We start from the raw sequence: 12,248 nt of genomic DNA, 5'->3' as shown, positions 1-12,248 counted from the left end.
GCATAACCGTCGATTAACGTTTCGGGGGAAACCGGTAGAGAACGACCGCTGGAGTCACCCCCATGACCGCGATCCCCGCCGCCACCGTCGCCAACCTCCGCGATCTCGGCTCCACCCCGCTGTCCGGCGGGCGGGTCGTGCGGTCGGGGCTGCTGCTGAGGTCCGGGCCGCTGGACCGGCTCGATCCGCCGGCGGATCCGGTGGTGGCGGAGCTGGGGATCCGGACCGTCGTCGACTTCCGGACGCAGGGGGAGCGCCGGGCGCGGCCCGATCATGTCCCGCCGGGCGGGCGGCTGCTGGTCGCCGATGTCCTCGCGGACTTCCTCGCATCGGGCGCACTGCCCGCGGCCGCCCGGCTGCGGGAGGTGCTGACCGATCCGGAGGTCGCCGAGCAGGAGCTGAGCGGGGGCCGGGCGCACGCGATGTTCGCGGAGACGTACCGGGCGCTGGTGTCGACGGAGTCGGCCCGCCTCGGGTACGGGGCGTTCCTGAGGGAGCTGGCCGATCCCGAGTCGGGCACCGTCCTGTTCCACTGCACGGCCGGCAAGGACAGGACCGGCTGGGCCACGACGGTCGTGCTGAGCCTGCTCGGGGCGGACGCGGCGACGATCGAGGCTGAGTATCTCTCGGTGAATCCCGCTGTGCGCCACGCCTTCGCGCCGCTCGTCGAGGGCTTCACGGCGCAGGGCGGCGACCCGGAGATCGCGCTGGCGGTCGTCGGGGTGAGGCCGGACTATCTGGCGGCGGCCTTCGACGAGGTGACCCGGCGGCATGGGTCGATGGAGCGGTACGTACGGGAAGGTCTCGGTGTGCCGGACGAGACGGCGGAGCGCATCCGGGAGCGGCTGACGGCGACCGGGTAGCGGCTGGTGACTATCGGACGATTCCCTCGTTCTGCTGAACGTGAGCACCCAGGAACTCGTCCCCGCCACCATCGATGTCGAGCAGGCCGAGGCCGCGCTCGTCGAGCACTATCCGCGTCTGGTACGGATCGCGTATCTCGTGCTGCCGCCGTCGCTCGGCCGCAACCGGCGAGTGCTCACCGCGCACTCCGTCGTCCAGCGCTCGCTGCCGCGGGGACGGGCACGCACGGCTGACGGGGCCGCAGGAGCCGAGGGCGCGCGCGGACACGTGCCCGTGCCCCGCGAGGGCGCCGCGCCTCGCGGCATAGGCGCCGCACCCGGGTATGTGTTCGTGCGCCGGCGCGTGCTGCGGCAGGCCCTGGAGGCGGGCCTTCCGCTCAGGCGCCGGGCCTGGCCGAAGCGGGCGCAGTTCCCGCCGCTGCTGCCCCAGGTGTGGGGGCTGCGGCTGTTCCCGCGCTCCGGCGGTGCGGACGAACTCGCCCTGGACCAGCGGCTGTCCGCGCTCTCAGGACCGGCACGGGCCGCGTTCGTGCTGCGGGGTCTCGAGCGGCTGCCGGACGCGGACGTACGGCACGTCCTCTCCGAGGCCGGTGTCGGTGACCCGCACGCGGCGCTCGCCGAGGCGGACGGTGTCGAGGCGCCGGGAGGGAGGAGCGCCGCCGCCCTGCTGGACTCCCCCGAGTTCGACCCCTGTTCGCTGCAGGCCCGGCCCACGGATCTCATGCGCCGCCGCCAGCACGCCAAGGCGGCGCTCGCTGCGGCCGCGGCGATGCTGGTGTGCGGCACGCTGCTCGGTCTGCCCGGCGAGGGCTGGGGCCCCGACGGCGCTGCCGCCCCTCTGTACGCCCGCAACCCGGCGTCCGAGGAGGCCCTCGACCCGGACCGGTTGGGCCGTGTCGCGCCCGTGGCCTGGCAGAGCTCCGCCCGGACCGACTTCTCGGTGTGGCCGACGCGCGGAACGCTGACCGGCGACCGCGCGCTGCTGCGGCGGGCGCTCGCCGTCTGGGCGCGGCCGGGCACTCGGGTGCAGACGTCGGCCACGCACGGCACCCCGCCGGGGCCGCCGATGGGCGCCCCGCAGCTGCTGTTCGCGGGGGTGGTCGACCAGGCGCGCGTGGTGCTGTTCCACGACGGGCTGAGGGTCGTACGGTACGCCGAGCCGGGCGACGGGACGACGGGCAGCACGGCCCTCGACTTCGCCCGGGTCGACGGGGCGGACGCGGCGTCCTCCGGGGCGCTGGTGGTGGGCCGGTGGCAGGGCAACGTCCGCTATCTGACCGCCCCTTGGGTGACCGGGGTCGCGGTGCGCGATCTGCTGGACCCGGCGCGGGCGGCGCGACCGCTCGGCCGGGACGCACAAGGGGTGACCGATCCGCTGCCGAGCCCCGTCCAGGGCGGGGACTGCCACTCCTGGGAGGCGCTGGAGCTGCAGGACGGCGCCGGGGCCCGGCCCGCCACACGCCTGGTGACCGATCTCGGCGAGCTCGCCCCGGCCCGGCTGACCTGGGGTCCGCCGGCGGCGGCCGCCGATGTGTCGACCGACGCGGCCCGGAAGGCATGGGCGCGCACGGCCTGTCTGCTGCCCGCCGTGCGCTCCCACGGGGTGCGCGCGGTCAACTCCTGGGAGTACGCCCGTCAGCCCCTGCCCGAGGAGAACGGCACCGCCGCCTGGCTGTGCACCCGCGCGGAGACCTGGCGCGGCACGGGCAGCCGCTCCTTTGCCCAGTTCCAGGCCCCGACGTCGCGCAGAGCGGCCGACGCCCCGGCCGCTGTCGCGGCCCGCTCCGAGGGCTCCCCTGCATGCGGACCGCGCGACCCGCGGGTGCTGGCCGGCGTCCTGTGGAAGTCGCGGGCGGGCAGGTGGTACGTCCTCGCCGCGGGCAGCGAGCAGTTCACCTCACTCGCCACCTCCGGCGGCGTGCGGAGCAGCGCCCAGGGCAACCTCCTCGCCGTACGGGCCACGCAGGGCGCCGGCGCGGAGCTGCACGGCACCCTCGCGGACGGCACGAGGGTGGGCGCGCTGCGCTGACCGCGGGGGCGCTTTCCGTTACGGCCTTTCCTCACGGCCTTTCCGTCACGGCCTTTCCATCACGGGCTTTCCATCACGGGCTTTCGTCACGGCCCTTTCCGGCTTGCGGGCCAGGAGGAAGCCCTGCGGGGTCCTCTCGTTCTCGCCCGGCTCGCGCACGAGCCGGGCGACCTCGGTCAGTCCGGCCCGGCCCAGCATCTCGGCGACCCGGTCGACCGGCAGCCGGTAGACGTCGAGATCGACCGCGTGGCCGTACGCGTGCTCCAGTCGCACGGCTCCGTCGCCGGCCTTGAAGGCGATCAGCAGGTGGCTGCCCGGGGCGAGGACCCGGTGGAACTCGGCGAACACCACCGGCAGTTCCTCCAGCGGGGTGTGGACGGTGGAGTACCAGGCGACGACGCCGCCGAGCAGGTCGTCCTTGAGGTCCAGGGCCGTCATCGAACCCACGTCGAACCGTAGCTCCGGGTACCTCCGCCGGGCCACCGCGATCATCCCCGGCGACAGGTCGATGCCGAAGGCGTCCAGCCCGAGCGAGGCCAGGTGGGCCGTCACCCGCCCGGGCCCGCAGCCGATATCGGCGACCGGCCCGGCCCCGTCGGCCCGTACGACCTCGACGAACGCGGCGAGCATCGCGCGGTCCAGCGGTCTCTTCCCCAGTTCGGCGTCGAGCAGTCGGGCGTAGTCGACGGCGACGGTGTCGTAGGACGTCCGTGTGGCCTGCAGGTACGAGGGCTCGGTCATGGTCGAGGACAGTAGGCCGGGGGCGGTGGACCGGCAACGGGGTCCGGCGAACTCGCGCGGAATCCTCGTGCACACCGGCCAACTCCTCGCTGCACGGCTCTGTTCCGACGGCGTACCCGTCAGTACATTGACGCCATGTCTAATACGAAGCCGGCCGCGTCGGCGTCGGAACACACCCCGCTCAAGGCCCGGAAGGTCTCCTTCGCCTGGGATGAGACCCCGCTCCACTGGGTCCCGGGAGACCCGTTCGCCACCCACACCATCAATGTGCTGCACCTGCTGCTCCCCGCCGGCGAGCGCTGGTTCGTCCACGTCTACAAACAGGTCCTGCCACTCATCCGCGACGACCGTCTGCGCGAGGACGTCATCGGCTTCATCGGCCAGGAAGCCGTGCACTCGCAGGCCCACGACGAGGTGCTGCCGCACCTCAGGGAACTGGGGCTCGACCCGACGCCCTACACCGCGCAGGTCGACTGGTTCTTCGAGAAGCTGCTCGGCGACCGGACCCTCCCGCCCGGCAAGCCGCGCGCGTGGTGGCTGAAGGAGCGCGTCGCGCTGATCGCCGCGATCGAGCACTACACGGCGTTCCTCGGCGACTGGGTCCTGGGCGCCGATGAGCTCGACCGGCGCGGCGCGGATCCGATGATGCTGGACCTGCTGCGCTGGCACGGTGCAGAGGAGGTCGAGCACCGGTCGGTCGCCTTCGACCTGTTCATGCATGTCGACGGCAGCTACGGGCGCCGGGTGCGGACCTGGGCGACGGCGTTCTCGGCCCTCGTCTTCCTCTGGCAGCGCGGCGCACGGTTCTTCATGGAGAACGATCCGACCCTCGTCGACGGCAGGGCAAACTTCCGGGACTTCTACCGTGCGGGAAACCGGGGCGTGCTCCCGTCCACTCCCGCCATGCTGCGCTCGATCCCGCGCTATCTGAGCCGTACGTACCACCCCAGCCAGGAGGGCAGCACGGCCCGGGCCGTCGCCTATCTCGCCGGCTCACCGGGCGCGAACGGAGGCCGCTGACATGCCCCGGCTCCGTACCGTCGTCCTCGTCGCCGGGGCCGCGCTGCTCGCCAGGCGGGCGATGCGCCGCCGTATCGAGGCGTCCCCGCTCTGGCCCATGCCCGCCCTGGAGGAGCCGATTTCGGGCCAGGGGCGCCGCCGGGCCTCCTCGCACCGCGCCCTGGTCACCGAACGCACCTCCCCCGCCGATGGCGTCGTCCAGCTGCGTCTCGAAGGCCAGGACCTGCCGTCCTGGGAGCCCGGCGCGCACATCGACCTCGTCCTGCCTTCCGGTCTCGTACGCCAGTACTCGCTCTGCGGCGACCCGGCGGACTCCGGTACCTACACGATCGCGACCCGTCTCGTCGAGGACGGCCGCGGCGGTTCGCGCGAGGTGCACGAACAGCTGCACGAGGGCACGGAAGTCGAGATCCGCGGCCCGCGCAACCGATTCCCGCTGGTCGAGTCCGCCTCGTACCTCTTCGTCGCGGGCGGCATCGGCATCACGCCCGTCCTGCCCATGATCCGCGCGCTGCACGCGGGAGGTGCCGCCGACTGGCGGCTGCTGTACTGCGGGCGCGACCGGGCCACCATGCCGTACGTCGACGAGGCCGAGAAGCTGGGCGCGGAGACCACGTTCGGCCCTTTGGACCTCGCGTTCCTGGCCGGCCTTCCCGCGGAGACGGTGGTCTACTGCTGCGGCCCACAGAGCCTGATGGACGCGGTCGCCGCGGTCCTCCCCGAGGGCCGGGAGCTTCACCTGGAACGGTTCACGGCGTCGGCCACCGCGCCCGGCGGTGCCTTCGAGGTCGAACTGCGCCGCTCCGGCCGGTCGCTCACGATCCCCGCGGACCGGTCGGTCCTCGCCGCCGTACGCGACGAGCTGCCGGACGTCCCGTACTCCTGTGAGCAGGGCTTCTGCGGCACCTGCCAACAGCGGGTCCTGGAGGGCGAGATCGACCACCGGGACGAGCTGCTCACGGACGCGGAACGGGACGACTCGATGCTGATCTGCGTCTCACGGTGCACGAGCGGACGCCTCGTCCTGGATCTCTAGCGTGGCTTCAGGGAAGCAGCAGCCAGTCCGCCGCCAGCGCCGCCACCAGTCCCGCGCCCAGCAGCCAGGTGCCGAGCCGGGTGCGGCCGTGGCGGCTCAGCTCGATGACAACTCCGCACAGGATCATGGCCAGTCCGTACACCCCGACCACGAGCACGGACGTGCGGCTGGCCAAGCGCACCGCCAGGACAGCCGCCAGCCCCACGAGCAGAACGGACGCGGCGGTGATCCGAAGTACCCGGGCCTGGCGCGGGGTCATGCCCACGGGCTCCGACGCCGGTGCGGGGGTCTCCTGGTCAGATGCGGTCATATCCCTGGAGCGTAACGGACGGCCTCCGACGGCCGCCCGTTAGGCTGTCCGCATGACGACCGGGGTTCGCCGCAGGATGGGCGTCGAGGAACGCAGGCAGCAGCTGATCGGAGTGGCGCTGGAGCTGTTCGGCCACCGCTCCCCCGACGAGGTGTCGATCGACGAGATCGCCGCCGCCGCAGGGATCTCGCGCCCGCTCGTCTACCACTACTTCCCGGGTAAGCAGAGCCTGTACGAGGCAGCGCTGCGCCGCGCGGCCGACGAGCTGGCGGGCCGGTTCGTCGAGGAGCCGGAGGGGCCGCTCGGCGGGCGGCTGCTGCGCGTCATGGGGCGGTTCTTCGACTTCGTGGACGAGCACGGACCGGGCTTCTCGGCGCTGATGCGCGGCGGCCCGGCTGTTGGCTCCACGACCACCAATGCCATGATCGACGAGGTCCGGCAGGCGGCGTACGACCAGATCATGGCCCATCTCGGCATCACGGACCCCCCGGCGCGGCTGCGGCTGGTCGTGCGCTCCTGGGTTTCGCTCGCCGAGTCGACGGCGCTGCTCTGGCTGGACGGGCGGGAGATTCCGCGTGCCGAGCTGGAGCGGCAGCTGGTGCACGACTTCGCGGCGCTGGTGGCGGTGCCCGCCGCTTACGACGACGACATGGCCGAGGTGCTGGTGCGGATCCTCGCGGACGAGCCGGCCGACGGTCCTTTCGGTGAACTCGTCGGCCGGCTCGTGGCGCTGGCGCCTCGGTCGGTACGGGTGCCGGAGCAGCGCGCCTGAGCCGCGAGGGCCCGCGCGCGCCGCCGGCGGTCAGCCGCGGGTGAAGACGGCCACCGTGCGGCCCGGCACGCTGAAGGTGCCGGAACCGTCTTCGTACGAAGCGGACTTCACGGCCTCATCGGCGCCCGCCGCCTGCACCGGATGCAGGGCGTAGGGCGTGCCCGCGAGCGCGTCGACCCGCTGCGACTGGCGCTCCGGTGTGGCGTTGAAGACCACGACCAGGTCCCCGAGGCGCATCGTGATCACGCCCGGTGTCTCGTCCTTCCCGGACAGGGGGAAGGAGAGCGCGGACTGGACCTCGTCCGCCGTGCCGAGCCCGAACGCCTTCTCCGTCGTACGGATCCTCAGCAGGTCGCGGTACGCGGCGGAGGCTCCGGAGATGTCCGCGCAGCCCGGCTTCAGCGTGGGAGCGGTCAGCAGGGGCTTGGCGTAGGGCCACTTGGCCTTGTTGTCGGCCGCGGGCGGCAGGCCCCGGCCGAAGCCGTTGCTCTCCGGGCCGCAGGACCAGTGGATCGCGTTGAACCAGTCGCCGCTGTCGTACGAGTTGCGGTCCAGCGACTTCGACCGGAGCAGGTCCGAGCCGGCCTGGGACAGCGCGGGGCCCTGTGAGAGGGCGGCCGTCGCCATCGCGAGCACCTGCATACGGGCGCGGTCGGCCGCCGGTGTGCCGGCGGGCAGCTTGAAGGCGAGCGCGTCGTACAGGCTCTCGTTGTCGTGGGCGTCGGCGTAGGCGAGGGCGTCACCGGGGGCGGCCGCATAGCCGGCCGGGGAGCCGTTGTAGTCCACGTCCGAGCCCTTGACCTTGCGGCCCGAGGTGTCGGTGAAGGTGAAGCCGGCGAGGTTGCCGGACAGCCCGACCTTGATCAGGTCCTGGTAGTGGAGCAGCCTGGCCTTCTGCTCGGCCGGGGTGCCGTTCGCCTTCGACGTGTTGGGCTCGGTGAAGAGGCCGGAGGCGAAGCCCTGGATGCCCGGGTCCTCGTCGAAGGGACCGCCGCCGCGGACCGCGTCCCGTGCCCGGTCGGAGAAGGTCGCGATGCCCGTCCCTGCCATGTTCTTCTGCGTGGCCTGGACGAAGCGGGCGTCGTCGGCGATCTCGCCGAAGTTCCAGCCCTCGCCGTAGAGGACGATGCTCTTCCCGTCGACGCCGTCCTTCTCGACGGTGAGCGCGTCGAGGGCCTTGCGGACGGCGAGCATGTTGGCCTTCGGGTGGTGGCCCATGAGGTCGAAGCGGAAGCCGTCGACCTTGTACTCCCTGGCCCAGGTGACGACCGAGTCGACGACGAGCTTGCCCATCATGGCGTTCTCGGGTGCCGTATTGGCGCAGCAGGTGGAGGTGGCTACGGTGCCGTCGGCGAGGAGCCGCTGGTAGTAGCCGGGCACGATCCGGTCCAGGACCGACTTGTCCGCCTGCCCGCTCGCGACAGTGTGGTTGTAGACGACGTCCATGACCGTGCGCAGCCCGGCGCCGTTCAGGCCCTGGACCATCTGCCGGAACTCGACGGTCCGGCGCGTGCCGTCCGGGTCGGAGGCGTACGAGCCCTCCGGGACGGTGTAGTGCAGCGGGTCGTAGCCCCAGTTGTAGGCGTCCTTCGCGGCGGCCGCGGTGACGCACGCCTGCTGTTCCTCGGAATCCGGGGCGTACGCCTTCAGGTCGCAGGCCGGGGCGGCCTGGTCGGACTTCTTCTCGGGGATGGTGCCGATGTCGAAGGCGGGCAGCAGATGGACGTACGAGGTGCCGGCCGCGGCGAGCTCACGCAGGTGCTGCATACCGGCCGACTCGCGGTCGGTGAAGGCCAGATAGCCGCCGGGGTGCTCGGCCGTGCGGTCCGCGATCGAGAAGTCGCGGATGTGCAGCTCCTGGATCTGGGCGCCCCGCAGCGGCACGGCGGCCGGCTTCTTCAGTCCGGCCCAGCCCTTGGGAGCGAGCTTGGGATCGGCGAGGTCGACGACGAGGCTGCGGGCCGAGTCGGTCGTCAGGGCGATGGAGTACGGGTCGGTGACCTTGTTGGTGACGAGTTTGCCGACGCTGGGCGCCCAGACGGTCACGGCGTACCGGTACGGCTTGCCGCGCCAGCTCGACGGGCCGGTGACCGACCAGACGCCGGAGGCGTCGTCGCGGCGCATCGGGACGTTCTTCCCGTCGAGTTCGAGGGCGACACGCTGTGCGGTCGGGGCCCAGACGGACAGGGTCGGGCGGCCCTTGTGGAAGACCGGGCCGAGAGCCGCGCGCGTGGCCTTCGCGCCGTACAGGTCGTCGAGGACTCCGGCGATCTGCACTCCGGTGGCCGTGAGCACCGCCCCGTTGGCGGCGCGCTGGGTGGCCACCAGCTGGCCTCTGAGCGCCTCGCGTACGCGGTCGCGGTCGCGCGGGTCGACCGTGTAGGCGGTGTAGCTCTTCAGGTGCGGGAACTTCGCCTTCTGCGCGTCGCTCAGCTCCGACCTGGTCAGACGCAGCCAGCTCGCGTTGCCGGTCAGGGCTCCGTCCTTGACGGCGACGGAGCCGTCGCGGGAGGCGAGGAGCTGGCTGGACGCCGCGGCGTCGCTGCCCTTCCAGGCGACGGTGTCCGCGTCGATCCAGACGGCGTGGGACTTGGCGAGGTCGAGGGCCGCGCCGCCGCCCTTGGGCTGTGGGAGCAGGTACTTCTCCTGGCCGCCGAGCAGCCACACCTCGTTGCCGTTGGCCTTGAGGTCGAGGGACTGGTCGGCGGGGAGGTCCTTCTCGTCGCCCTTGTGCACGATGTAGCTGAGCGAGGTGGCTCCGGGGGCGAGCGGTACCTCGAAGACCGCGCCGTACGCGTCGGTGCGTACGGGCTCCAGCGGCCTGCCCCAGTCGGTGGGGTTCGCGGCGCCGGTCCAGGTGTGCAGGCCCCAGCCGGTGTAGACCCCGTCGGCGCGCTTGTAGTGGAGGATCGCCTTGGTGGTGTCCTGGGGCGGGTAGGCGCCCTCGGGTGCGGTGTTCCTGACCTCCGGCTTGCCCTGTTCGATCCACACCTCGCCGGTCTTGGTGAGGTCGACGGAGCGGTCGGCGTCGACGTCCTTCACTCCGTCCTTGTTGACGGCGATGAAGCCGACGGACGAGGCGCCGGGCTTGAGCTTGACCCAGGCGAAGGCGCCGTAGGCGTCGCGGCCGGTGAACGGCTTGCCCGCGGGCCAGGTGGTCCCTTCGCCGTCGGCGATGTCGCCCCAGGTGTACAGGCCCCAGTCGGCGTAGTCGCCGTCGGTGCGCTTGTAGTGGACGACGGCGTAGTCCCGCTGAACGGCGGTCGGGGGCTGCTCCACGGGGTGCGCGCCGCTGGTCGTGGCGGCCATGGCACCGGCTGTGCGTCCCGCACTGTCGATGACGACGGCCTTGTAGCGCAGGGCGGTTCCGGCCGGGATCTTCTCGCTCAGGTGCTGGGTGACCTGGTAGGGGGCGTGGTCGGCCGAGCCGAGGACCTGCCACCTGCCGTCGCCGGTCTGGGCGGCGAAGACGACCCGGTTCAGCTGTCCGCCGTCCACGTCGGCGGTGATCTCGACGGTGCCGGTGGCGCCGGCCGCCGGGGCCTTGAGCGTGATCGTGGGCGCGGCCGCGGAAGCCGGGAGCGGGCCGGCCGCCTTCAGCACCAGGGAGGAGAGGGCGGGGACGGTGACGGTGATCTTCTTGTCGGAGCCGCTGGTGACCGTGCCCGAGCCGCCGTGGAGCGTACGGAAGTCCATGGCGGCGGAGCCGGTCGGGATCTCCACCGTCCTGGGCGCGGTCGCGTTGTTCACCGCAACGACGTACTCCGCCTTGGACTTGGCGTCCGTGCGGGAGTACGCGTACACGCCCTGGCCTTCGGCGGTGTAGCGCTCGGTCTGGATGCCGTCGCGCAGTGCCGGGTGGGCCTTGGTGAGCGCGGAGAGCTCGGCGATGTTCCGGTACAGCGGGTGCTGCGGGTCGTACGCGTCGTCGGCGTGCGTACGGTCCGTGCCGAGCTGGTCGTCGTCCAGGTAGTCGGCGGTCTTCGAGGCGAAGAGGGTCTGGCGGGCGTCCTTGTCGCCGCCGGCGCCCGTGAAGCCCTGCTCGTCGCCGTAGTAGACGACCGGGTTGCCCCGGGAGAGGAACATGAGCTCGTTGGCGAGCCGGTAGCGCTTGATCAGCTCGGCGTCGTCGGCCTTGGGGTTGTCCTGCTTGAGGAAAGTGCCGAAGCGCCCCATGTCGTGGTTGCCGAGGAAGGACACCGACTCGTAGGCGTTGGCCTTGTCGGTGGTGTAGCGGTAGTCCTGGGCGAAGAGCTGCGCGAGCCTGGCCGCGGAGCCGCCCTGCGAGACGAAGCCGCGGGCCGCGTCCTGGAAGGGGAAGTCGAGGGTGGCGTCGAGCCTGCCCCGGGTGACGTACGGCGCGGTGACGGCCGGGTCGGCGGAGTAGACCTCGCCGAACATGAAGAAGTCGTCACGGCCTTGCTCGGCGGCGTACTTGTCCAGGGCGGTGGCCCACTGGGTCCAGAACTCGGTGTTGACGTGCTTGACGGTGTCGATGCGGAAGCCGTCGATGTCGAAGTCGCGCACCCAGCGCTGGTAGATCTTCTCCATGCCCGCGACGACCTCGGGGCGCTCGGTCCACAGGTCGTCGAGGCCGACGAAGTCGCCGTGCCCCGACGACTCACCGGCGAAGGTCGAATCCCCCCGGTTGTGGTACATCGTCGGGTCGTTGAGCCAGGACGGGACCTTGAGGTTCTTCTTGGCCTCGGGCACGACGGGTGTGCGCGGGAAGGAGTCCCGGTCGGTCCGTGGGAAGGGTTTCGAGCCGACGGTGCCGTCCGCGTAGTCGCTGTCGTCGAAGGGCACGCCGTCCTTGGTCAGGTAGGGGAAGGCCCCCTTGGACAGATAGCCGTACGACTTCTCCTTGTAGTCGACGACGTCGGCGGTGTGGTTGGTGATGACGTCGAAGAAGACCTTCATGCCCTTGGCGTGGGCCTTCTCGATGAGGCTCTCCAGGTCGGCGTTGGTGCCGAAGTGCGGGTCGACCTGGGTGAAGTCGGTGATCCAGTAGCCGTGGTAGCCGGCCGAGGCGTCCTTGCCCTCGCCCTGCACCGGCTGGTTCTTGAAGATCGGCGCCAGCCAGATGGCGGTGGTGCCGAGGCCCTTGATGTAGTCGAGGCGCCGGGTGAGGCCCTTGAGGTCGCCGCCCTGGTAGAAGCCCTTGTCGGTCGGGTCGTACCCGGTCTCCAGGCGCGAGCCGGTCAGTCCGCCCCGGTCGTTGCCGCGGTCGCCGTTGGCGAACCGGTCCGGCAGCACGAAGTAGAACTGCTCGCGGGTCAGATCGTGCCGTGCGGGCGCGGCGGCGAGCTTCGCGTCGGAGGGCGGTGCGGGTGGCTTGGCCGCAGCCGCGGGTACGGCGGGCGCGAGCGCCGCGCACAGGGCCGCGGCCAGGGTGGCCGCGACGGCTCTGCGCCGGCCGCGCAGGGGGCGTATCACAAGGGTCTCCTTCACTGGTGCGGATGGTCGGACGGGGTGTG

The 12,248-nt window shown here is 71.9% G+C and carries 8 protein-coding genes; 5 read left to right on the top strand and 3 right to left on the bottom strand.

Translation table 11 applies throughout. The annotated features are described in order from the left end of the window. Positions 1–62 precede the first annotated feature (62 nt). Complete coding sequence (locus ACWCXB_RS21875) at positions 63–863, top strand: tyrosine-protein phosphatase (RefSeq protein WP_450725120.1); 801 nt, start codon at positions 63–65, stop codon at positions 861–863. A 31-nt stretch (positions 864–894) separates the two neighbouring features. Next, a complete protein-coding gene (locus tag ACWCXB_RS21870; protein ID WP_450725166.1) occupies positions 895–2,892 on the top strand; it encodes a hypothetical protein in 1,998 nt (665 codons plus the stop codon). Between the two features lie 45 nt (positions 2,893–2,937). On the opposite strand, the gene ACWCXB_RS21865 is transcribed toward ACWCXB_RS21870, so the two are convergent. Continuing rightward, positions 2,938–3,633, bottom strand: coding sequence for a class I SAM-dependent DNA methyltransferase (locus tag ACWCXB_RS21865; RefSeq protein WP_450725119.1), 696 nt, complete (start codon positions 3,631–3,633; stop codon positions 2,938–2,940). A 135-nt stretch (positions 3,634–3,768) separates the two neighbouring features. On the opposite strand from ACWCXB_RS21865, the gene ACWCXB_RS21860 reads away from it, so the two are divergent. Further along, positions 3,769–4,653: a metal-dependent hydrolase gene (locus ACWCXB_RS21860; RefSeq protein ID WP_450725118.1), complete on the top strand. Its 885-nt coding sequence runs from the start codon at positions 3,769–3,771 to the stop codon at positions 4,651–4,653. 1 nt (position 4,654) lies between these two features. Then, positions 4,655–5,689, top strand: coding sequence for a PDR/VanB family oxidoreductase (locus ACWCXB_RS21855; RefSeq protein ID WP_450725117.1), 1,035 nt, complete (start codon positions 4,655–4,657; stop codon positions 5,687–5,689). Between the two features lie 7 nt (positions 5,690–5,696). Here the strand turns inward: ACWCXB_RS21855 and ACWCXB_RS21850 are convergent, their stop codons facing one another. Next, on the bottom strand, positions 5,697–5,999 hold the full coding sequence (locus ACWCXB_RS21850) for a hypothetical protein (protein WP_450725116.1): 303 nt from the start codon (positions 5,997–5,999) through the stop codon (positions 5,697–5,699). A gap of 52 nt (positions 6,000–6,051) precedes the next feature. Here ACWCXB_RS21850 and ACWCXB_RS21845 point away from each other — a divergent pair, with 52 nt between their 5' ends. Beyond that, complete coding sequence (locus ACWCXB_RS21845) at positions 6,052–6,771, top strand: TetR/AcrR family transcriptional regulator (protein WP_450725115.1); 720 nt, start codon at positions 6,052–6,054, stop codon at positions 6,769–6,771. 30 nt (positions 6,772–6,801) lie between these two features. Here ACWCXB_RS21845 and pulA read toward each other — a convergent pair whose 3' ends face one another. Further along, on the bottom strand, positions 6,802–12,207 hold the full coding sequence (gene pulA / locus ACWCXB_RS21840) for a pullulanase-type alpha-1,6-glucosidase (protein ID WP_450725114.1): 5,406 nt from the start codon (positions 12,205–12,207) through the stop codon (positions 6,802–6,804). Positions 12,208–12,248: the final 41 nt, after the last annotated feature.

It is taken from the genome of Streptomyces sp. NPDC001514, from assembly GCF_053597075.1.
The sequence above is the reverse complement of the archived record's forward strand: the minus strand, read 5'-3'. Positions and strand labels throughout refer to the sequence as shown.